This window comes from Pseudobdellovibrionaceae bacterium (assembly GCA_023954155.1).
Classification (GTDB): Bacteria; Bdellovibrionota; Bdellovibrionia; order Bdellovibrionales; family UBA1609; genus JAMLIO01.
In genome coordinates this window covers 29,337-52,345 of the sequence record JAMLIO010000004.1, presented here as the reverse complement: position 1 = coordinate 52,345, position 23,009 = coordinate 29,337, and the positions used below count along the sequence as shown (strand labels likewise).

23 protein-coding genes are annotated in these 23,009 nt (G+C 39.9%); 16 read left to right on the top strand and 7 right to left on the bottom strand.

The window, feature by feature from the left end; all coding sequences use genetic code 11:
- Window positions 1-29: 29 nt before the first annotated feature.
- On the bottom strand, window positions 30-308 hold the full coding sequence (locus M9899_06055) for an HNH endonuclease (protein MCO5113720.1): 279 nt from the start codon (window positions 306-308) through the stop codon (window positions 30-32).
- 104 nt (window positions 309-412) lie between these two features.
- Here M9899_06055 and M9899_06050 point away from each other — a divergent pair, with 104 nt between their 5' ends.
- Window positions 413-643 carry a BolA/IbaG family iron-sulfur metabolism protein gene (locus M9899_06050; protein MCO5113719.1) on the top strand — a complete coding sequence of 77 codons (231 nt, stop codon included), beginning with the start codon at window positions 413-415 and terminating at the stop codon, window positions 641-643.
- A gap of 117 nt (window positions 644-760) precedes the next feature.
- A complete protein-coding gene (gene grxD, locus M9899_06045) occupies window positions 761-1,090 on the top strand; it encodes a Grx4 family monothiol glutaredoxin (protein MCO5113718.1) in 330 nt (109 codons plus the stop codon).
- Window positions 1,091-1,101: 11 nt separating this feature from the next.
- On the opposite strand, the gene M9899_06040 is transcribed toward grxD, so the two are convergent.
- Together M9899_06040 and M9899_06035 are read right to left on the bottom strand one after the other, a co-directional pair.
- On the bottom strand, window positions 1,102-3,498 hold the full coding sequence (locus M9899_06040) for an SH3 domain-containing protein (protein MCO5113717.1): 2,397 nt from the start codon (window positions 3,496-3,498) through the stop codon (window positions 1,102-1,104).
- A gap of 52 nt (window positions 3,499-3,550) precedes the next feature.
- Window positions 3,551-4,525, bottom strand: a complete 975-nt coding sequence (locus M9899_06035) for a nitronate monooxygenase (protein MCO5113716.1) — start codon at window positions 4,523-4,525, stop codon at window positions 3,551-3,553.
- A gap of 234 nt (window positions 4,526-4,759) precedes the next feature.
- On the opposite strand from M9899_06035, the gene M9899_06030 reads away from it, so the two are divergent.
- From M9899_06030 to M9899_06015, 4 genes are read left to right on the top strand one after another with little or no spacing between them, the layout of a single operon-like run.
- The gene (locus tag M9899_06030; protein ID MCO5113715.1) at window positions 4,760-5,128 is read left to right on the top strand and encodes a response regulator; all 369 of its coding nucleotides are present in this window, start codon (window positions 4,760-4,762) and stop codon (window positions 5,126-5,128) included.
- Complete coding sequence (locus M9899_06025) at window positions 5,125-6,456, top strand: HAMP domain-containing histidine kinase (GenBank protein ID MCO5113714.1); 1,332 nt, start codon at window positions 5,125-5,127, stop codon at window positions 6,454-6,456. The genes M9899_06030 and M9899_06025 overlap by 4 nt, the downstream gene beginning before the upstream one ends.
- Window positions 6,453-6,812, top strand: a complete 360-nt coding sequence (locus M9899_06020) for an Hpt domain-containing protein (protein MCO5113713.1) — start codon at window positions 6,453-6,455, stop codon at window positions 6,810-6,812. The genes M9899_06025 and M9899_06020 overlap by 4 nt, the downstream gene beginning before the upstream one ends.
- A gap of 14 nt (window positions 6,813-6,826) precedes the next feature.
- Window positions 6,827-8,200: an FAD-binding oxidoreductase gene (locus M9899_06015; GenBank protein MCO5113712.1), complete on the top strand. Its 1,374-nt coding sequence runs from the start codon at window positions 6,827-6,829 to the stop codon at window positions 8,198-8,200.
- A 345-nt stretch (window positions 8,201-8,545) separates the two neighbouring features.
- On the opposite strand, the gene serA is transcribed toward M9899_06015, so the two are convergent.
- Complete coding sequence (gene serA, locus M9899_06010; GenBank protein ID MCO5113711.1) at window positions 8,546-9,772, bottom strand: phosphoglycerate dehydrogenase; 1,227 nt, start codon at window positions 9,770-9,772, stop codon at window positions 8,546-8,548.
- Window positions 9,773-9,932: 160 nt separating this feature from the next.
- Between serA and M9899_06005 the strand changes: the two genes are divergently transcribed.
- The 8 genes from M9899_06005 to M9899_05970 all read left to right on the top strand — a co-directional run bounded on the left by M9899_06005 (window position 9,933) and on the right by M9899_05970 (window position 18,354).
- Window positions 9,933-10,868, top strand: a complete 936-nt coding sequence (locus tag M9899_06005) for a phosphatidate cytidylyltransferase (GenBank protein ID MCO5113710.1) — start codon at window positions 9,933-9,935, stop codon at window positions 10,866-10,868.
- A 141-nt stretch (window positions 10,869-11,009) separates the two neighbouring features.
- Window positions 11,010-11,768, top strand: coding sequence for a 1-acyl-sn-glycerol-3-phosphate acyltransferase (locus M9899_06000; GenBank protein MCO5113709.1), 759 nt, complete (start codon window positions 11,010-11,012; stop codon window positions 11,766-11,768).
- Window positions 11,769-11,779: 11 nt separating this feature from the next.
- The gene (locus M9899_05995) at window positions 11,780-13,600 is read left to right on the top strand and encodes a 2-oxoacid:acceptor oxidoreductase family protein (GenBank protein ID MCO5113708.1); all 1,821 of its coding nucleotides are present in this window, start codon (window positions 11,780-11,782) and stop codon (window positions 13,598-13,600) included.
- The gene (locus M9899_05990) at window positions 13,597-14,790 is read left to right on the top strand and encodes a thiamine pyrophosphate-dependent enzyme (protein ID MCO5113707.1); all 1,194 of its coding nucleotides are present in this window, start codon (window positions 13,597-13,599) and stop codon (window positions 14,788-14,790) included. Before M9899_05995 ends, M9899_05990 begins: the two co-directional genes overlap by 4 nt.
- A gap of 18 nt (window positions 14,791-14,808) precedes the next feature.
- Entirely contained in the window at window positions 14,809-15,906 is a 1,098-nt protein-coding gene (locus M9899_05985) for a CPBP family intramembrane metalloprotease (protein ID MCO5113706.1), read from the top strand.
- 126 nt (window positions 15,907-16,032) lie between these two features.
- Window positions 16,033-16,935: an MBL fold metallo-hydrolase gene (locus M9899_05980; GenBank protein ID MCO5113705.1), complete on the top strand. Its 903-nt coding sequence runs from the start codon at window positions 16,033-16,035 to the stop codon at window positions 16,933-16,935.
- A 248-nt stretch (window positions 16,936-17,183) separates the two neighbouring features.
- Window positions 17,184-17,669, top strand: coding sequence for a helix-turn-helix domain-containing protein (locus tag M9899_05975; GenBank protein ID MCO5113704.1), 486 nt, complete (start codon window positions 17,184-17,186; stop codon window positions 17,667-17,669).
- Window positions 17,662-18,354, top strand: a complete 693-nt coding sequence (locus M9899_05970) for a nucleotidyl transferase AbiEii/AbiGii toxin family protein (protein MCO5113703.1) — start codon at window positions 17,662-17,664, stop codon at window positions 18,352-18,354. The genes M9899_05975 and M9899_05970 overlap by 8 nt, the downstream gene beginning before the upstream one ends.
- A gap of 3 nt (window positions 18,355-18,357) precedes the next feature.
- Here M9899_05970 and M9899_05965 read toward each other — a convergent pair whose 3' ends face one another.
- The gene (locus M9899_05965) at window positions 18,358-18,666 is read right to left on the bottom strand and encodes a helix-turn-helix transcriptional regulator (GenBank protein ID MCO5113702.1); all 309 of its coding nucleotides are present in this window, start codon (window positions 18,664-18,666) and stop codon (window positions 18,358-18,360) included.
- Between the two features lie 566 nt (window positions 18,667-19,232).
- Between M9899_05965 and M9899_05960 the strand changes: the two genes are divergently transcribed.
- Window positions 19,233-20,369, top strand: coding sequence for an ATP-binding protein (locus M9899_05960; GenBank protein MCO5113701.1), 1,137 nt, complete (start codon window positions 19,233-19,235; stop codon window positions 20,367-20,369).
- A gap of 47 nt (window positions 20,370-20,416) precedes the next feature.
- On the opposite strand, the gene M9899_05955 is transcribed toward M9899_05960, so the two are convergent.
- A complete protein-coding gene (locus tag M9899_05955; GenBank protein MCO5113700.1) occupies window positions 20,417-20,665 on the bottom strand; it encodes a BrnA antitoxin family protein in 249 nt (82 codons plus the stop codon).
- Between the two features lie 394 nt (window positions 20,666-21,059).
- Here M9899_05955 and M9899_05950 point away from each other — a divergent pair, with 394 nt between their 5' ends.
- A complete protein-coding gene (locus M9899_05950; protein MCO5113699.1) occupies window positions 21,060-21,860 on the top strand; it encodes a LicD family protein in 801 nt (266 codons plus the stop codon).
- A 25-nt stretch (window positions 21,861-21,885) separates the two neighbouring features.
- On the opposite strand, the gene M9899_05945 is transcribed toward M9899_05950, so the two are convergent.
- Entirely contained in the window at window positions 21,886-22,923 is a 1,038-nt protein-coding gene (locus M9899_05945; protein ID MCO5113698.1) for a CDP-glycerol glycerophosphotransferase family protein, read from the bottom strand.
- Window positions 22,924-23,009 lie beyond the last annotated feature (86 nt).

Genomic DNA, 23,009 nt, shown 5'->3' with positions numbered 1-23,009 from the left:
GGATTTTTAATTTAAGCAAGTCCTTCTATTCATTTGTCGCTTAAATATTCAACATCAGTAAGGTATTTCTTGTTGGAATTGCACGTTTTGCACGATGGCACGACATTGGATTTAGTGCTCTGGCCCCCACGAATGACAGGAATTTTGTGATCCATAGTCAGTTCGGCCTTAGAAAACTGCCCCTGACAATAGTGGCAAATCCCTTTTGAGATTTGCTGGTCCCACCATGGCGTTTTGCGTAATTCACGCGCCAAAGCCTTCTGTTTTTTTACATGTTCTGGGGGGGCGGGTACAAAAAAGTGTTCCATAAACCACTTTTACTTGGCTCACTGTCCCCTGACAAGCTGGGATAAAAACAATTCACACCCAAAGCGTTGGATTCTTAAAGATTTTGTTATATAGCTGAGAGCCTATGACACCTAAAGACATTGAAGCTCGAATCTTAGAAACCTATGCTGACGCCCAACTCTACGTGATTGATCAAACTGGTGGTGGCAATAATTTTGAAGTGCGCATTGCTTGTGATGCCATCAACGCCTTACCTCGATTGCAACGCCACCAAAAAATCTTAGAGCTTTTTAAACCCGAGTTCCAATCTGGCAAGTTGCACGCTTTAAGTGTCAGACCCATTCAATTAGATTGAATAAGGAAAACCATATTTAATGAGAGTTGAACAAGTTTTAAGGTGTAAATCGAATATTAAAATGCCTAAGACTATAAAACAAACGGCAAGATGGACCAAAAATTAAGAGGAGTGACCATGTCAGAACTTAACGAACAAACCAAACAAAAGATCGAAAACGAATTGAGCAAAAACGATATTGTTCTATTTATGAAAGGCAATGCAGCTTTTCCTCAGTGCGGTTTTTCGGCTCGTGCTGTGGCCATTTTACGTGAAATCGGTGTCGATAATTTCCACACCGTCAATGTTCTAGAAGACGAAGAAATCCGCCAAGGTATTAAAGAGTACGGCAACTGGCCCACCATTCCTCAACTTTACTACAAAAAAGAACTTGTTGGCGGCAGCGACATTTTAATGGAAATGTACCAAAACAATGAACTTGAAGATTTGTTTGGACTCAACGATTAAGAGGTTGAGCCCTAACAGAACCCCTCACAAAAATTACTAGGATCTGGTATACTTTCGTAAAGCTTAAGCATAATGGTCTTATTCTTAAATGCCTCAAAATCCATCGTTCTGATCTGTTGTCCTTCAGACTGTTGTGAATCAGGCTCACAGTCTACATACTTATCTCCACAATAATCTGCACGTCCACTTAATTTAGTGTCACTGCCAACCCATGCAGAAGGGAAAACATAATATTCACGAATAATATTATGAATTCTATCTTTATATTTCAACGTATTTAGGTCAGGAACAAAGGGCAACCAAAATTCTTGCTCATCTATCCTAGCTGTCAATTTCGAAGTGATATCTTTAGTTCGATAAGTACGACCTTGAATAGTAATAGTTCCCTTTTCAGCATCTATTTGTTCTATCTCATGCAGCTTCACTTCACTGAATGCATAATCACAAGGTTCTAGAACTAATCTCTCTAGTGGTGAATACTTCGCAAGTTTGTTTAGAATACACAAGGGGTATTTGGTTACTCCTTGCTTGAAACCTACATTAATATTGGTAGTGTATTTTGAATACACTGCCTTTTCGCCGTCCTTATCTAAAATCCTAACCACCTTATCTTTTTCAAAAAAAACTTGGGTTTCAGACTCTAGGACACGCCCTTGCCAACGGCTTCCTGGTTGAGCCATCGCCTGATATAAGAAAATAGTCTTCATACAATCCGATATATTTAGAATAAGTTTAGAATGAGGTGCTAATTGTATTAGCCCATATATATCCAGTGGTTTACTAATTTCTACTTCATTACCACGAATTTTAATAATCTGATCTTCTGATAAACCCAAAGCCAATATTTCTTTTTCTAGATTTACATAATTTATATTTGTTGTTACGCAACCTAAAGGTTTTTCATTAGCCGACGGACTATAACCTACAACAAAGTCTATACGTTGATTCATAAATTTATTAGCCCCAAAGTATTTAGAATTTGTGGCTCTAACTTCTTCTGTCACGCTAAAGGTTCTGGGCTCTAAACCCAAAGTTCCATGATCGTCATCATAAAATGAAATATAATGCGGAGAAATCGCATATAACTTACTTTTAATATTTATATTTTTAAGATCAAAAAACAAACCTTTTAAATCACTGAAGTTTTTTTGATCTATCGTGCGTGCAAACCCAAACTCGACATTGGCTTTTAATTTTGGGTACTTAGAACCAACATATAAGATCTTTACCAACTCATTAAGATCAACATATTCGCCTTTATATATTTTTATCTGATTTATCTCCATGTCTTCTTGTGCATAAATCGCACCTTTATACTGCATTCCTCTTGGTCCGCTTGTATTCGCATCAAACTTAATAACAAAAGACTTATATTTAATATTCAAATCCAAATCTTTGATCAGGCCACTGATTTTCATCTGATTTTCTTTTTTAGCACTGTCATAATAGGCAAATACTCTATTTTGATATCGATTTATATTATAGAAATAGGCTGCTTTGAGCTGCGATGTAAACAAGGGAGCATACTTTTCTATTTCGTTTTTACTTTTGTCGACTAGGTTTTTATTTTCAAAACTTGATACTTTATCAATTTCATCTATTAAAAAAGATTTCCTAGATTTTAATATACGCCCTAAGTCCCTGACATAGATGTCTTTATTAAGAACATCTTGTTCTGTTTTTTTATCAAAAAAATCAATAGCACAAATGTTACCAAAGAATGAATATCCTTTATGCTTATATGGAAACTGATCTAAGCTATATGTCTTCTTTAGTTTGACATTTATAGATCCCACAATGTCTTTTGTCATAAGATCGTACGAAAACCCATGAGATTTTTCTACACTCCTACCTGAGGACGCTAAAAGACAATATCCCATTTTGCCATCAGTAAAATGCAAAAGGCCTGAATTTTCTGATAACATGTCATAGACACCATAATGCCTACGGCCATAGAGCAAAAAGGAATACACTTGCACAAAATCAGTTGCTCTTTCTAGAGTTAAAGAGTCAATTGTCTTTCCACTATCTGAGATAGGCTTTACATTGAAAAACTTCTCGTTAAGAGCCTTATCAATAGCTTCTTTAAGTACATTTTCGTTAAAACTTCTTCTAGAGGCTTTAGCCTGCGTTGTATATCCAAGATCAACTTTTACATAATCACCGTGCGCATATTGATTAAATATTCTATACCACTCCCCGTGCATTTTATTTTCAAAGTAATAAGTTTTACCCTCTTTTAGAGCTCCTGATATTGGACAGTTTGTGTTTGGGCAAGAGCGTAAACGAAGGCCTTTCTTATCTTTTGTACTGACCACTCCAGCAATAACTGCTGGTTGAGCCGCCCAGCTTGAAAACCCCTCCTGCACAAAAAGCAACACTAAGATTAAAAGAAAAAACTGCTGCATATCACACCCTTTCGTGTATATCTCTGCTAAATTTCCTTACCACCCTGAACGTTCAGAGCGCATGGATTTTATTTAATTCATTAAACGCCAGTTGCATTTCATCCACAAGTCCTGCCATCACCACTTCACAAGATTTAATATCGTGAATCTGCCCCACAGATTCTCCCGCACTCCACACACTATTCCATGACCAATTATAGCCAGATATTTTTCGTAATTTTTTGCTGAAATTGGTTTTACCTTGATTCTTTTTTTCAATCAAATAAATCAACTTTTCCATGAGTGTCGGTGGCCTAAACATGGCTTCCACTTCAGGTGTACGAATGACGGAGGCGGGAATGCCTGTCATTTTAATACTTTTATGAATATTTTCTGTTTTGGCATTTAAAATCGCCTGCTTGTATTCAGGGCTAGCATTGGCTTCAGTAGTGGCAATAAATCGCGTACCGATACTTACTCCCGAAGCCCCTAATGCCAAACTGGCTAAAATAGTTTTTCCGTTAGCGATAGCCCCCGCAATCACAATAGGTTTATCTGTAAGCTGTTGCAATTCTGAAACCAAAGAGAACGGAGAGTGAGGTCCCGCATGTCCTCCTGCACCTGCACACACAGCAATAATTCCATCAGCACCCCCATCTAAGGCTTTTTTTGCATGTTTAATATTAGTCACATCGCAAAACACTTTTGCCCCATAAGGTTTTACTCTTTCGATCACACGAACTGGTGATCCTAAGCTTGTGATAAAAAAGGGAACCTTATGCTGAGCGCACACATCAAGATCAGCCTCCCATCTGGTATTGCTTTTATGAACAATCAGGTTAATTCCAAAAGTCTTTGTGGTTTTTGTACGCATCTCACTTAGACCTTGATCCAGAAGTTCGGTGCTGCGAAAGTTCAAAGACGGAATCGTACCCACTCCACCCGCATTGCTAATAGCAGCGACCATATCCACCGTGCCTACAATAAACATGGGAGCCCCAATAATGGGCCACTGGCAATTTAACATCTCCGTTAAAGCTGTTTTCATAAAAACTCCTGCGTACGTTTTAGTTTAAGGCACGACCATCCTCTAGGGCAAAGACTTCCAGAAAAACTAGATGATATCCATCCCCATGCCACAAAGCTTATAACCTTATAATTTAATAATAAAACTAGATGCTTAGCGTATTAAGATTCAAAGTCCCCACTCCGATGAAATTAAAGAGTAAACCCGCAAAGTTACGGGCATTTAACAACTGAGATGACACATAAGGAGTGAGGCTTGAAAATTCTGCTCGCTGAAGATGATCCAAATATCTCTCTTATTGCCAAAATGACTTTGGAAACAATGGCAGGTCACGAGGTCACCGCTGTAGATAACGGCGAAGACGCTTACCACTTAGCTTTAAAGGAACCTTTTGATGTAATTCTTCTTGATGAAATGATGCCTAAAATGAATGGCCTTAAGGTTTGTCAAGAGTTACGCAAAATGCACTTAAAAACTCCCGTGATCTTTTTAAGTGCTCGCTCACAAATGACAGACAAAGAGACCTTTGAAACCATAGGCACAGGTTTTATCCCTAAACCTTTTGACCCTTTGACCTTAAATGAAAAGATCCACGAGATTTTAAAGGAGACAGGTAATCTGTGAATTCCATTTTATTTAGAATCCGTTTTATAGTGCTTGTGGCCGTCATCAGTTTTGGTGGCGCACTTGTATTATGTATTGATTCTTTTTTAGATTGGAGAAACACCTACTCTGAACTGAAATCCAGTTGGGAAATTGAGGCCACTTTAAAATCTGCCAAGTACACCAAAGACTTTGCCAATGAACTTGTAGAGTGGAGAAAAAAACTCACTCCACAGTATCGACAAGAGGCTCTAAGTTCCATCATTCAGTCGATTAACAATAGAAAGTTCAATTCCATTCCCGATCGCATTAAATATTTTGTAGATCAAGAGACCAATTATCGTGATTATCTTTCAGCCAAGCTTGATGCTCATCGAAGTCGTATCGTTTGGTGTATTTATCTTTTAATCTCTTGTTTTATTGCCAGCACAATTTTTATTTCCATCTATATTCATCGGTCTATTTTTGAACCTTTAGATAACCTGTACCATCGAATGTTGGATTTCTTAAATGATCGTTACACTTACGAGTTCCAAGCTCCTGATGCCAATGAAATTGGAGACTTGCAATCTACATTTAATTCCCTGGCTCAACGAGTGATCAACAACATTGAAGAGTTAAAGACTTTGGATTCCGCCAAGTCTGAATTCTTAAATATTGCCAGCCACGAGTTAAGAACTCCTCTGACATCTATTAAAGGGTCTTTAAGTCTACTTAAAAATAGTGCTATTAACAGTCTTACACCTCAATCAGTAAACTTATTAAATATTGCGGAAACAGAAACTGATCGTCTGATTCGTTTGATTAACGATCTTTTAGACTTAGCAAAGATTGAAGCTAAAAAATTAGACCTCGATGAAAAATGGATACAAATTGAAGATCTATTAAATAAAACCTTTGGCAGCTTACAAGGTCTTTGCGAAACTGCACAGGTTAAACTGGCGATTCGTCAGCAAACACCCATTGATATTTTTATTGACCAAGATCGCATTCAACAGGTGCTCACCAACTTTTTATCCAACGCCATCAAATACAGTCCTGAAAATGGATATGTGACAGTGAATTACTTTGTAAATGCCCGACACCAATTGGTGATTGAAATCTCTGATCAAGGAAAAGGAATTGCTCCTGATGATCAAAAATATATCTTTGAAAAATTCAGACAAGCTACCAATAAACAAAATCCTTTGGTTAAAGGCACAGGTCTAGGGCTAGCTATTGCTAAAGCTATCGTGGAACAGCACGGTGGAGACATTGGCGTGAACTCGCTTCCACAAAAAGGAAGTACTTTTTATTTTACACTACCAAAATGGAAATATAGAAAACAAGGGTCTGGAGCAGCCGCATGAATTTAGATGAAATGTTAAAAGAGCTACAAAAAAACTACATCCAAACCATGCCTAACAAGCTGGAAGCGATGACCAAGCATATTGAAGCCAAAAACTTTCAATCTTTAAGGGAAGAGTTCCACAAGATCAAAGGCACAGGGAAAACCTACGGAATTCCTGAAATCTCGGATCTTGGGGCCGTTTTTGAAGAGATCCTGATTAAATGCGAATTCCATCCTGATCCCCAATGGACTATCGATGCCCTAGGTATTTTTAAAGATATCCACACAGCTCGTGTGGAAGGCCATGCTTTTGAGATATTTTCTGACGAACGCTTTAAAAACCTTCAAAACGCCTTGTCACAACTTAAAAAATAAGCCATTTTTTCATTATGGTTGAAAGTTTAAAATCTTTGCTGCCACCCGAGCAGCTTTTATTCGATAAAGACAGTCTTTCCTTTTACGGCCAAGATTGGTTAAAGCAGTTTACTCCCAATGCCCTTGCCGTGGCCTTTCCCAAATCCACCGAAGACGTACAGAAGATCGTCCTCTGGGCACGTGAAAACCGAGTCGGCCTTGTCCCCAGTGGCGGACGCACAGGTTTAAGCGCAGGAGCTGTGGCTCTGAATGGGGAACTGATTGTGTCTTTTGAAAAGATGAGTCAAATTTTAGATTTTAATGCTGACGACCAAAGTGTCACCTGTGAAGCAGGTGTTGTAACAGAAACCTTACAAAACTTTGCTAAAGATCAGGGGCTTTTTTTTCCAGTAGATTTTGCCGCTGTAGGCTCAAGCCAAATTGGGGGCAACATTGCCACTAACGCTGGAGGCATTAACGTCATCCGTTACGGCATGTTCAGACAGTGGGTCACCTCTTTGGAAGTGGTCACAGGTGCTGGAGAGGTTTTACACCTTAATAAAGGACTGGAAAAAAACGCCACAGGTTACGATTTTAAAAACCTTTTTATTGGCAGCGAAGGCACTCTGGGCTTTATCACCAAAGCCACACTCAAACTGACTCAACCTCAACGTAACCCTCAGGTTTTTTTGTTAGCCTTAGATAGCGTGGACGCCATCTTACCGACACTTAAACTTTTTCGCTCACTCACCCTAAATGCCTTTGAGATGTTTACAGACAAAGCCTTAAAACATGTTTTGCACCACAACCCCACTTTACAATTCCCTATTGCCGAGAAGACTCCCTACTATTTAGTCATCGACTTTGAAAGCGAAAACCAAGAAGAAACAGCACTGGGATTATTTGAAAAGGCTCTCGAAGAGGGGCTCATCACTGACGGCGTTTTAAGTCAGAACCACAGTCAATACAAAGAACTGTGGAAGTACAGAGAAGACATTTCTGAGTGCATTTCATATAAGTCCCCGTACAAAAACGATGTCTCAGTAAAAACCAGTTTAATTCCCAAATTTTTACAAACCACAGAAGAATACTTAAATGCCAAATACCCCAATTTCGAAGTTGTATGGTTTGGCCACATAGGTGATGGAAACTTACACATCAACATTCTCAGACCCGACGATATGCCACTCGACGAGTTCATCAACACCTGCAAAAACACCAGCCCCTACATGTTCAAAAAGATTCAAGAATTCGAAGGCAGCATCTCAGCCGAACATGGCGTAGGCTTAGTGAAAAAATCTTTTCTAAATTTCAGCAGATCCGAAGCTGAAATCCAACTCATGAAACAAGTCAAAACCGTCTTTGACCCCGACAACATCATGAACCCTGGCAAAGTCTTCGACCTCTAAAAGCTCCCCCAGACTCCTCCACAACTCTCACCCCCTAAGCTTTCTTGCCAGCGAAGAGTTAGGTTCTAAATTTATTTGAAGTTTAAGTTTTGTCTTTGAATTTTAAGTTTTCTTAGAGATACATCTATCGAATGGCAGACAGGCCGACTCGGGTGCAAAGCGTCTCGGCTTTCGTCATAACTTGAATTGAAGTTTAATTTAAGAGAAACTTCTTTGGAGCTTCCCTTAAATTAAACTTCAATTCAAAAGTTATGCCGCAAGTCGGATACGCATTGCTCGCTCGGAGCTGCCATTCGATAGATGTATCTCTAAGAAAACTTAAAATTCAAAGACAAAACTTAAACTTCAAATAAATTTAGAACCTAACTCTTCGCTGGCAAGAAAGCGGGTTTTGATGGAGGTGGGCAGATGGGCTATTGCATCTACGACTTTGGGGTCTACCGCGCCCTCTACGTCTACCGCTAAATACCCTATCTGTTCGTTGGTTTTTAGCTGTTGGCTTAAGATATTTATATTGTGGTGAGAGAAGATTTTATTTACTTCCCCTAGGACTCCTGCCACGTTTTTGTGAACGTTTAGGATTCTGTAGCCAGATTGCAGTTCAGATAAATACAGTTGTGGGAAGTTCACAGCCCCCACAGAATGGCCCGTTTTCATAAAGCGGATCAGGCTTTCTGTGACCTCCACTCCTATAGACTCTTGGGCCTCAATCGTGCTTCCCGCGATGTGTGGAGTTAAGATGACATTTTCTATATTTTGTAACTCATGGGCAAAGGTGCTGTTGTTTTCTTTGGGCTCTTCTGGGAAAACGTCGATCGCAGCACCTGATATATGCCCTGTTAATAAAGCATTTTTTAAAGCCTCTAAACGCACGACATGTCCTCGGCTGGCGTTGATAAATGCAGCACCCTTTTTCATCATGGAAAATTGTTTTTCGCCGATCATCCACTCTGTAGTTTTATCCAGTGGCACATGTAGTGTGACAAAATCGGAACGACTGAGTACGTCCCCCAAAGTCATCATCTCTTCAGCGTTTCCTAAGGGTAATTTTTTAATGGCATCGTAAAAGATCACTCTCATGCCTAAGCTTTCAGCCAAAATTCCAACCTGGGAGCCAATATGGCCATAACCCACAATGCCTAAAACTTTTCCACGGATTTCATTTGATCCTGCAGCTGACTTTTCCCAGATTCCTGCGTGCATCTTTTGGGATTTTGCAAACAAACCCCTCGCTAGACAGATGATCTCGGCTAGCACCATCTCGGCTACACTTCGAGTGTTACTAAAAGGGGCATTAAATACGGCGACTCCCAACTTGCATGCAGTTTGTAAGTCGATTTGATTTGTGCCTATACAATAAGCTCCTACTGCGGATAGATGGGGTGACTCTTGTAAGACCTCGCCAGTGAGCTGAGTTTTAGACCGTAAACCCACAATATCTTGTCCCTTAAGAAGCCCCACCAAAGGGGCCCCTGTTTCAGACGGACCGTGTTCGGTCACTTGAAAACCGTGGGCTTCGTAATGAGTTTTTGCGATGGAATGAATCTTTTCGAGCAGAAGGATATTTGTCATACCTCAAGATGATACTAAATAGAGAAGAGGTAAACTTTCTCGCCAAAATGACAAAAGGCATCAATATGCACACCTTCTGCCCGCCGCCTCTACACATCGTTTTCAATGCCGACTAATATCCCCTTAAACAACTTTATAGGTACGCCTCTGAGGGGATTTTGTGGACGGCTTTCTTTTTTCTAATGCATTTTATCTTGAGAATTTTGGAATCTTGGCTTTATTTTTAGCTCTATTAGGAATTTTGCTATTTTCCTCAAGAAACAAAGATATTTTTTATCAAACAGGTTGGTCTAGCCTTGTCAGTTGGGCTTATGTACTGCCCGTATTGTTTGTTGTTTTCGCGCTTCCAAAGCCATGGCCCTTAGTAGCACTTGCAATTTTTTCTGTACTTGCTAGCAAAACTTTTTTTCAAATGGTGGGGATGTACCACAGACACTGGTTTGTTGGTTTTGAGTACATTTTAATTGTTGTAACCGCATGGTTTTTACATGCTGGGGCCGATTACTTAAATGTATTTTATGCCCTACCAATGGTGGCTCTTTTCGCTTTTATTCTTATTCCCATCTTTATGAATAACGTCACCCACATGGTGCAGTACATTTCACTGTCTGTGATCTGTTACTCTTTATTTGGTTGGTTCTATCTTCATGGCGGCAGAATACTTTATTTAGACCATGGTCTTTATATCATCATCTACCTTTACACTCTTAGCGAACTTTCTGTAGCAGTGTGCGCCAGCCTCAGCTTAAAGTTTGGCAAAATCAATTTGCGCAACAGAATCAATTCCAAAATCAAACTTGAAGGTTTTGTTGTCGCAGCTCTTGTTACTCTGGCTGCGGCTTGGGGATGGCGCCGTATGCTGCCCGAACGAGACGAACTGGATTGGATCTGTGCAGGTCTTATTGCCGTGATCTTTTCTGTCATTGGGGATTGGACTCTGTCTATTATCAGAAAGGATTTGGGCATTAAAGATCAAGGGGTATTCATCATCGGTCGTGGCGATATTCTTAGCCGTGTTAGTAAAGTGATCTTTGTATATCCTGCTTACTACTATTTTCTACAGATACTTCCTTGGATGGAACGACAGCTTCAGTAAAGGACTTCACAGGCGCTCCCCGATCACTGAAGGCAGAGTCATACAATGCCATTGTCATAAAAGGTGAGACATAATGAGAACAAAACTAGATGCAAACGCCAGAGGCTGGCATATTTAGGTGGAGATTAAGAGGTTAAACTCATGAAGATGAAAAACTGGAACTACGAAAATGATCAGTGGACCAAGCTGCCTTCACACTTGAAGCATCTGCCTCTTTTTACGCGCCACTTTGATCTTTTGGCATGGCTTGTGAGTTTAGTCTGGGCCTTCTTTTTGAAAGGCTTGGGCTTTGGAATTTATATTCGCATTAAGGTGCATGGCTCTTTTAAAGAACTTTATCAAAAGCACCCCAAACTGCTGATCATCAGCAACCACTCCTCTCATTTGGATGCTACGTCTATCACCGCCGCTGTGCCCTTTAAATATTGGGGAGACCTTTATATTTCAGCAGCTAAAGATTACTGGTTTAGAAATGATATTTTTACCTTTTTCTCAAAATACTGCCTAGGTGCTATCCCTATTGATCGCCACGATAAAAAAGGGGAAGTGATCACGCTGATCAACAGTTTATTAAGTAACTTGGATCGAATTTGGTTGATTTTATTCCCCGAAGGCACACGTTCTGCTGACGGCTATATTAAAAATTTCAAAAGAGGCGTGAGCATCTTTTCTCAGACTAACGCCACTCCCATTTTATTTCTCTATATTGATGGGAACACCAAGCTGTGGCCCAAAGGCCGCCTGATCCCTTACCCAGGACGACTCAATATTCATATTGGACCTGTCATTGAACCCACTGGAGATATTGAAGTGGTAAAAAAGGCCTACAAAGAGTGGGTGCTCACCATAAATCCCCAAGCCTACGACCACGAACTTGACAGTCCCAAGACTGAGGCCTAATCCTTAAGAGCATGAGCGTCTCTTTTTTTGATTTTCAAATCATCATCGCCTCACCCAATGGAAGTGGAAGCCTAACCGCAAACCGCTTACTGCATAAGGCTCTGTTTCGTGAGGGCTTTCATGTTGTGGGAAAAAACATTTTCCCTTCTAATATTGAAGGTCTTCCCACATATTATATTCTGCGACTAAGCGAAAGTTACAATGGTCTAAAATCCCAAAATGATTTGTACCTAGGACTTAACCCTCAAACTTTTAACAAAGACCTGACTGACTTTACCACTTCAGAAAGTTTAATCTTTTTCAATCAGGATCAAAAGTCTTTAGCAGAAGACCGCCCTAAACAGTTCAGCGCTTCGTTTCGTGCATTAGGTAAAGACATAGAAGCGCCCATCAAAATTAAAAAACGTATTTCCAATCTCTATTATGTGGGGTGGACAGCAGCCCTTTTGGGTTTAAAACCTGAAACTTTTAAAACTTTATTACAAGAGACCTTTAAGTCATCTTCTGTTGTGGATCTTAACTTTCAAGCTTTTGAAAAAGGGTATGAGCTTTTTATCCAAGAGCATGCGTCTGAATTTACAGAACTCAGTGCTCATATCTCCACTCTCAAAAAAGAGCCACCTACAGATCAAATCCTCATCGAAGGCAATCAGGCTGCGGCCCTGGGTTGGGTGGATGCAGGTTGTACGGTGGCGACATGGTACCCGATCACACCGTCCTCTTCGTTGGTGGAGTCTTTTGAAAACTATGTGGAACATTTGCGTCCCAAAAGCTCTAAAGGTAAAAATCACTATGCAGTGATTCAAGCCGAAGACGAGATTTCTGCCGTGTGCGCTGTTGTCGGTGCCAACTGGGCAGGTGCGCGTGCAGCCACAGCCACCTCTGGTCCAGGCTTAAGTTTGATGAACGAAGCTATAGGACTGGCCTACTTTGCCGAAATTCCTACTGTGGTGTGGGACATTCAAAGAGTGGGGCCTTCAACGGGCTTACCCACTCGTACATCACAAGGGGATGTACTCAGCGCTTACTACTCCTCACACGGAGACACCTTCCATCCTATTTTACTCCCCAGCACAATCAACGAGTGCTACAATATGGCTTTTACAGCTTTTGATGTTTCTGAATACTATCAAACGCCTGTGTTTGTGTTATCTGACCTTGATCTAGGTATGAACACATGGGTAGGACCGACACTTAAGCAGCCCTCTAGTCCATTAAACCGAGGCAAGGTCCTTTCAGAAATAGACCTTGAGTCCCTACCTGATTTTCAACGCTACCTAGGCGATGAAGAGGGGGTACCCAGTCGCACCTTACCAGGCACTCATCATAAGCTTGCGCCTTATATGACTAGAGGCTCTGGACATAACACCGATGCCTCTTATTCCGAAAACCCCGATGTGTATGAAGACAAGCTTGAACGTCTGAAAAAGAAAGTGCTCAATGCCAGAGCCCGTCTGCCTCAACCTCGTATCGCAAATGCAAACAACTCTTTGGGGCTCATGTACTACGGCACCACCACTCAAATTTTTCCAGAAATTTTTAATCTGCTTAGTGGATATAAATTTGATTTATGCGAAGTCAAATCACTTCCCTTGCACGACGAGGTTCTAGAATTCGCAGCGTCTCATGAACAGATTATCGTCATTGAACAGAACAGGGACCTGCAACTGATGCAAATTTTAAAATCTCAACTTGAAAGCCCCAAATGTCAGGTAATGGGGGTCAGTACTTTTAATGGTTGGCCCATTCAGGCTGAAACTGTAGCTCACAAGATCAAAGCTCTATTAAACGTGCCCGCGCCCCAACACTCAGAACCCGAGGTCACGCCATGAGTGAAGACAACAAAAGCACACCTCCTAAATTAAGACCGCCTCAAGCTTCACCAAGCACCAAACCCGCAAGCATCAATAGTTCTGGAGTTTCCAAACCACCTGCAAGTGTCAGTGGCACTGAAGGCTCCAAGCCGCCTACAAATGCCAGTGGCGCTGTGACCCCCAAGCCTGCTGCCGCCATCAATAGTTTGGGATACACGCGTGCTGATTATAAGGGCCTCCCCTCTACTCTATGCACAGGTTGCGGACATGACAGCATTACTAATCAAATCATTGGAGCCCTCTATCAATCTGACATTTCTCCTTATGACATTGTGAAACTCTCAGGTATTGGATGTTCCTCTAAAACTCCAGCTTACTTTTTAAATCAGGCCCATGGCTTTAACTCTATTCATGGTCGGATGGCTCCTGTGTCTTTAGGGGTTCACCTCGCAAAATCTCAACTCAAGCTCATCGGCGTATCTGGCGATGGCGACACCGCAAGTATTGGTCTTGGGGGTTTTGTTCACATGATCAGAAGAAACATTCCCATTGTGTATATCATTGCTAACAATGGAGTTTATGGACTGACTAAAGGGCAATTTTCAGCCACTGCCGACTTAAATCATAAAACCAAAACTGGCGAGGCAAATGCTTTTAGCTCTATCGACACCTGTCGTATGGCTTTGGATTTAGGTTGTGGCTTTGTCGCCAGAGGATTTTCTGGGGATATGAAACAGATGGTGGCTCTTCTATCAGCGGCCTTAAGATATAATGGAACAGCGGTGATTGATGTGATTTCGCCTTGTGTGACTTTTGCCAATCATGATGGGTCCACCAAAAGTTATGACTACGCTAAAGAGCATTTAAGTGCTTACCAAGAAGTGGAATTTTTACCCCACAGTGAAATTCAAAAAGTGGATTACCCCGAAGGAGAGATCAAGGAAATCATGTGGCCTGACGGATCACAGCTGCTACTTAAAAAAGCCACCTCTGATCTATCCCAATTTAATGACCCTGACGCCAGTATTAAAGCCTTACGTGAGGCCGAAAATGCAGGACAGATTTTGACAGGTCTTTTTATGTGTAAACAGAATTTAGAACCTTTACAAAAACGTAAAAACTATGTAGACGACTTAAGTCTTCTATCGGACGAAGACGTGAGAATTCCCAAGGATAGGTTTAAGAGTTTTATCTCACAGTTTTCTTAGTAGATGAGGGGAAAATCTATGACAAGTCAGTCTGCTTTTCGTTTTATGCCGTGGACATTTGCATTCTTAAGTGTCTTTTTATCTTTATCCTCTCAAGCCCGTTCCTTTGAAGACTTTAAACCTCGTTTATATACATCATCATTGACTCTGGCATCCAATACGAACTCTATGCCCTCTTCAGAAGAAGACTTACGATCCATCACTTCAACGCCTGCGGAAGACACTTCTACACCTTTGCTTCTTTCTGAATCTTCTACTTTTTTTAGTTTTAAAAGTGTACGCACAAGAAAATACATTTTATTCCCTGCTTTAGGAAGTTTTGTTTTACCTGGACTGGATCAGTGGCTGACAGGACAAACTTCTGCTGGGATGTTTTATTCGGGCTACGCACTTGCAGGGTATGGGGCTACAGTTTGGGCCGCACAAAAGATCAACAACGAAGATCTCATAAATACAGAAACAGATTCAGAAGGGGGAATGCCCACCGAACCCACACACCAGTTACTTTCAGTAGCCGCCCAAGCCACAATGGCTGCGGGGTTCTTAAGTGCATATCACTCTTTTAGAACTTACGCCGAATCCTCAGGCGATACACGATATGCTTACATTAAAAATAACGGTGACACGATGGAAGGGGTGATGCTCGCACCGTTTAAGTTTAAGTTTTTAGCTCGACCGACTACGATTGTACCTTTGCTTTTAGCTGGTGCGCTTTTAGCTTCGAACGTAAAAGATGACAATGCCAGAAAAGTGGCCGCATCAGATACAGGTTTTTTGGCTGCAACGTCTTATCAAGCAGGTGTGGGTGAAGAGGCCTTCTTTAGAGGATTTTTATATCCCTATATGACCACCACCACTGATTCCGAGATCTGGGGTAGCATTATCAGTTCTGTCATTTTTGGTGCTGCACACATCAGCAGTGACAATCCTGTTCCAGTTGTGCAAACTCTTTTTGGGTTTTACGACGCCTACGTGACCCACAGAAACAACTGGTCCATTCAAGAAAGCACTTTCATCCATTTCTGGTGGGACGTTATCGTCCTTGCCGCCGCCTACTCGGCCGCCCCAGAAAGCCGTCTCCACTACAACAAAAACATAATCAATTTCGCGTTTTAAGTTGGATAAAGCTGTCTTCAAGAGATAGATTTTGTTATATTCATCGAAACAGCAGTAGTATTGTTAAAATAAATTTTGCGCTATTCATCAATAAAAAGAATATCACTCAAAAATGAGGAGCCCCTTATGACCACACCAGAAGCCCAGCCCATCTCCTTACAGATTGGTCCTTACAAAGCCTATAGTGTACCTACGGGGCTTTTTCGCCTTGATGGTGGGGCTATGTTTGGCACAGTTCCCAAGGTCCTTTGGTCTAAAACTAATCCCACAGATGAACAAAATCGAATTTTAATGGAATGTCGTACACTGCTGCTTATTTCTGATGATCGAAAAATTTTAATCGACACGGGAAATGGTTCTGATTTTATTGCCAAGTACGGAGAAGCTGCTGGAAGTAAGTTTGAACAGATGTACGGGGTCGACCAATCTGGGACTTCACTTTTAAATTCACTTAAAAAACATAACGTCACCCCAGATCAAATCACTGATGTCATCTTAACTCATTTACATTTTGATCATGCAGGTGGAGCAACGTGCGCTGACCCTCAAGGCCGTATCGTCCCTACCTTTCCTAACGCCACCTACTACATTCAACAGGCCAATGTTGATACGGCTCGTAAACCCAACCGCAGAGAGCGTGCCAGTTACCTCGCACCTAACTTTGAACCTCTGTTTGCTAGTGATGCCGTGAAAGTCTTAGATGGCCCTACAGAGATCGCCCCACATATTAGCGTCAGCCTTTCCAATGGACACACTCTGGGGCAACAGAATGTTTTAATCTCTGATGGCAAAACCAGTATTTTTTACTGCGCCGACCTTGTCCCCACCTCCACCCACGTTAAATTAGCCTGGGTGATGGGATATGACATTCAACCTATTCTTATTTTAGAAGAAAAAGAAAATATCCTAAAACAGGCCTCTAAAGACAACTGGTATCTGTTCTTTGAACATGACCCCTATGTGGAGGCGGCACAGATTTCCTTTAATGGGAAAGATTTTGAGATTAAGGAACGGTTTAAACTCAAGTAAGGTTCTCTTTATTTAAATTTTTTATCTACTTTGACTCAAATTTTTAAAATCCTTTTGTAATTTTAAAAGCACATAATCATGGCCAAACTCTTATTTAATGGCCACAAAAATGACCATTATTGCGTGTTACCCTAGGTAAGCTTAGCGCATTTTATCTGTTTTATTCTGAGACATAAGGATCCTTAACATAAGAAAAAACGCATCTCATTATAGACATTTTAATAAAAACCGATATAATGAGATACATTATGCCAGCAAAAGCACCGCCAAGTGGCCCTAAATTAAAAAAAACACTGCTCCATTTGGGGCAGCAGATACGTGCGCGGCGTAAAGGTTTAAAAATATCTGCTGTAGCCACTGCAGAGGCCGCAGGAATTTCTCGTGTGACTTTAGATCGGATTGAGCGAGGCGAAACCTCGGTCACAATAGGCGCGTACATGAATGTGATTTCAGTACTAGGACTCGAGCTTCAACTTTTTGATCCTAAGTTAAAAACACAGTCTACCTCCAAGCTTAATTTAACTCAAAAAAGTAAAATATCTTTGTCCAAATATCCCCAGTTAAAAAAGCTGGCATGGCAAATTAAACAAACTCAAACACTTAGTCCTGAAGAGGCATTGAATCTGTACGAACGCAATTGGCGTCATATAGACTTAAATGCAATGGAATCCAAAGAACTTAAACTGATTCAAGAACTTATGGCTTTATTTGGTACGGAGAAACTGCTTGTTTAAAAGAGATCATCATTTACGAATTGCCACCGTCCTCCAAGCTTTAGATGCTGAAGCACTCAGAGCACATGGGTGTCTTTTTGGTGGCGGAACTGCGATTGTCTTAACTCATGGTGAATATCGCGAATCTGTGGATATTGATTTTTTAATATCGGATTTAGAGGGTTATCGTAAATTAAGACAGCTAATTAAAATAAAAAACGACCTCTCACCCCTTATTCGCCAAGGTTTACAGATAAATGTATCTCGTGACGTCCGCACAGATCAATATGGGATTCGAACCATGATTAAGCAGGGTAATGTTGAAATTAAGTTTGAAATTATTTTTGAAGGAAGAGTCTCTTTAGACTCCCCTAACACTAAGGACATTGTATGTGGTGTACCCACTTTGACTCCGCTTGATATGGCAACAAGCAAGCTACTAGCTAACTCTGATCGTTGGTCAGACGATAGTGTTTTTAGCAGAGACCTTATTGATCTGGCCATGCTTACAATACCTTCGTCTCAGCTTCATCAAGCCATTAGAAAAGCACAACAAGCTTACGGGGAAAGCATTAAAAGCGATCTCACCAAAGCCATAGAAAGTTTAAAAGAACGCCGAGGCCGCCTTAACGAATGCATGTCAGCACTTAAGATGGATATCCCCGAAGCTCTTTTATGGGACAGGATAAGAAAGCTAAATCTCTGATTTTTAAACCGCTGTCATTTTTCTTGCTCTAGCTTCAATCTTCTGAATTTCTTTAGATTTTTCCCATTTGTCATTCGGGAATAAGATATCTCTAGGATGAACACCAAATGCTACGGCTAACATACTGGCTCTTTTTACACCAAGATCAACTTTATCGTTTTCAATAGCCGAAAGGTTGGTGATGGAAATGCCCGTTAGCTCTTGCACTTGTTCTAAGGTTAAGTTTTTCCCTTTTCTAAAAGCTCTCACCATTTGACCAATTGTGTACTCTGAATCATCTACATTTAATAATACATCTTTCATTCTTTTCATAATTTCGCACTTTCAAATCTGACTTGCCATTGACCCAAGTTGCCTATCCTTACAACTTATTAAATATAATAAGTAAAGATTTTTATTACCCTAGTGTAATCCAATATAAAGCGAGATCAGGTCAAAATCGGTAATTAAGGAGCCCAAACCGCTTCATAATGAGATGATATTTGGACCCATCTTTTCTATTTCGTATATAAAAGAGTCCAAACGAATCAAAACCAAGTCCTCGCAAAATCTGTACAAGCTTAAATCCAGCGCAATTGAAGCATCCACACAATGGATGCTGAGTTTCGGATATTTTTAGATAAGCTTGGAACCACCCCGTAAAGGCCTTGATAAAGTCGATTAGTATAAAATGCGGCCCACGATGTCTTATTTTAGAACAAACCTTATCATGAGTAGTTTAAAGTCAACTTTAAACTACTCATGAGTGTTTCAAAGTTGACTTTAAACTACTCATAACGCTAAAATAGTATTAAGTGTAGGTAATGGCACTGATAGCTAGACTACCTTCTCGCTATCATACCTTTATTAAACACAATCCTTAAAGGAAGAAGTCTTGAATGAAAACAAAAAGATACCTCAGCCCCCATATTCAATCCGCATTAAACAAAAAAATGGTTTTTATTGGAGGTCCTCGCCAAGTGGGTAAAACCACTTTAAGCTTAGCTTTTGTTTCGCCTTCAACCGTTAAAAACAAATCCTACTTAAATTGGGATGACACCTTAGATAAGTCTCTTATTTTGAAAAATCAGCTTCCTTTACAAGAAAAAATTCTCATTTTTGATGAAATTCATAAGTATCGAAAATGGAGAAACTTATTAAAAGGTTTATATGACAAACACAAAGAAGATCATCGGTTTATTGTAACTGGGTCAGCAAAATTAGATTATTTCAGAAAGGGAGGAGATTCCTTACTTGGCAGGTATAGATATTTTCGCCTTCATCCATTTTCTGCTTTAGAATACAAAAAAAACCCTTCCCCTAAAGACTTAGAAAATTTACTTCAATTTGGAGGATTTCCAGAACCCTTATTTGCAAAAAATGAGAACGAACACCGAATTTGGCAAAAAGACCGAATGCAAAAAGTTGTTTACGAAGATCTTAATGATTTAGAAAATGTTAAAGACACATCTCTTTTACTTTTACTCGCAGAGCTTCTCCCGTCTAGAGTCGGGTCCCCACTTTCTTTAAAAAGTCTCGAAGAGGACTTACAAGTCTCTCAACCCACTATTAAACGTTGGTTAGAAATCTTGTCTCACCTTTACTATTGCTTTTCGATAGCTCCTTATGGCGCAAAAAAAATCAGAGCCGTTAAAAAACTTCAAAAATATTACTTATGGGATTGGTCCCAAGTCGATGAAAGAGGATTTCGATTCGAAAATTTAGTGGCCAGCCAGCTTTTAAAATTCTGTCATTATATTGAAGACACCGAAGGTTATAATATGGAGCTTCGATATTTAAGAGACACAGATGGACGAGAAATAGATTTTGTAGTTTTAAAAAACAAAAAACCCATTTTTGCCGTAGAATGTAAAACTGGAGAAAAAAAGCTCTCGACACATATCCAATATTTTAAGGAGCGCACCGACATCCCCGCCTTCTATCAAGTTCACCTGGGAACACAAGACTACGGAAGTGCTCCTAACGGCAGGGTTTTGCCTTTTATCCAATTTTGTAAAGAATTAAAAATGCCTTAGAAAATAAATTTAGCTAAATGAGCTTCTTCTTAAAAAAAGCTAATTATTCATCCAGAGTTTTTAATTCTATAAACCTCTTCACGATCTATGAGCTCAGATTGTGCATATCTATGTAAAATGCTTCCTATCAATGTTTGGTAAGGAATCCCCAACCTCTCAGCTTCAGTTTTATACCAAGCAAGCAAGGAGCCATCCAAACGAATACTAGTCGGAACCTTCACAGTGTCTTCGGAAATTTGACGCTTTACACGCGAAGTACGTTTTGTAGCTCCAGAAAAATTATATTTTTTTTTCATAATCTAACACCTCTGAGCGACTCATCAAACCAAATGCCATGCTTTTTAAAGTTCCTTCTGTTTTTTGTCTCATCCCAAGAAAAATCCAAAACAACTCCTGTAGTGTATTGTATATACATAAAAATGTCAAGAAATTACCAAACTAAGGCCTTTCAAAATCCATAGCAGGGTCAAATATGATTTAATTGGGGAGATATACTGAAATATCTGGGTTACGGATATTTTTATAATAAAAGCCAAATTTTCTAAGCAGCCTCTTCATTCAGCACTAGGCCGACGCAAAGCAACAATCTTCAGTCAAAGCCACCATGACTTAAATCAAAATAAATCGTAACTTACTTACTCTATGCAAGCAGAGATCGAAATAGCAGAACTACAAAAAAGACTAAGCCCGATGTTTAAAGACTTAGTTACAATCTTAGACCAAAATAATGTCCAATATTATGCGGTTGGCGGAACCCTATTAGGTGCCATTCGTCACAAGGGCTTTATTCCTTGGGATGACGACATCGACATCTCGATCCCCAGACCCGAATACGACACCTTCATTGCTAATGCCCACAAAATGCTACCGCCTCATTATGTTCTTGAAACTCATCATGACAACGATACTTTTCCATATCACTATGCCAAACTCTACGACACAAGAACGACTTTAGTAGCAAATTTCACACAGCCTTTCCCGAGAGGTATCTATATAGATATTTTTCCATTAGACGGCATCACTTCTAATAAGAAGGAACAAATTAAAAATGTCAAAAAAATGCGCTTCTATTTAAAAGTGTATCGCAGAGTATTCACACTTAAAGCTCGCTCCCCTGTTCTATTACACAGAATGGGACATTACATTCTTGCTTCGATAGCAAAGTTATTTTATTCCAAAAAGACCATTTTAAAAAAAATTGATAACTTAGCCAGACTTATACCCTGGGAACAAGCCGAGTACATTGTAAATTATTTTGGAGCCTGGAAGACAAAAGAGATACATAAAAAATCATGGTATGACGAACGCATACGACTCCCTTTCAATGATTTTGAAGTGTGGGCACCGAAAGAGTACGAACAATTTTTAAGCTGTTTATACGGCAACTACATGGAATTACCTCCAGTAGAAACACGAAAATCACATCATAAAGTAAAATACTTAAATTTGGATCTACCTTACAAAGATTATATTAAGAATAATCCACAATAAAAATCTATGCTCTTTTGCTCAATAATTAAATTCGCCCAAACATCTTAATGATTTTGAGCTTCCTTAGAAGAGATATCTTTCTTGCAGATGGAACACCAAATTTAACAATATAGTCTTTAACAGCCATGACCATGCGCCGAGAAGAGTTTCCGTCTCGATAGGGATGAAATTGATCAAAGATATACTTACGATTCTCACGATACGGATCATCCTGCAGGTTGATGCGGACTTGTGTATCCAAATTTTTGTACTCTAATTGATTATCCCACTTAATATTACGAGAAATATTCTTAAACGTGATTACTGGCTTATCTAAAAGCAAAAATTCATAAATCACCGATGAGGTATCACTCACCATCAAATCTGCCATTAAAAGATACTTTAAAATACTGTGGTTCTTCTCGATTTTTATATTCTCATATTTTAAAGCCAATTCTTCATAAGTTTGAACCCACGATTTATCCATCAAATCATGAAACTTAATCAATATTAAATACTCTGGATATCGAGCTAACTTTTCCACTTCGCTTACCATATAAGGAGCAGAAGTCAGAGAAGGCGAAAAAGTGGGAGCATACAAAATTATCTTTTGGGTATTGGTTTCTTTTAACAAACGCCTCTTTTCTTCATCTAACTCGCTGTACTTATATGAATAAGGATCAAGCTTGGACCATCCTGTTTCTACCACTTCAAAATTACGGTAACGGTTTTTAAGAAATTCATAGTCCCGCGTATAAAGCGGTCCTGGTGTTAAGTATAAATCAAAATAGTGACGTATATGGAGATGGCCTTTCTTTTCAGATGCTAGGCCATGAAAAACCTGCGCTTTTACACCCTTCAAATAGTACGGTATTTCATTCCCTGGCACAAAATGCGCATCAGGAACAAAATCAGCCACCTCTTTTATAGATGTAGTAAAAACATCTTCTTTGTAAGGAAACTGTGCCAATAATCTTGATGGCACATACCACATATAGGTATCACCTTGTGACAAAAGTTCTTCTTTGATTGGGTTAAGAATGCCAAACGCATATGGATTTTGACAGAACAGTACAGCTTTCATTGTTCAGGATTATAAAATATGAAGAGCCAATACACCAAACAGATAGCCAGTGCCGTTCCGCATCAAGCGTGAGTCACACGCCAATA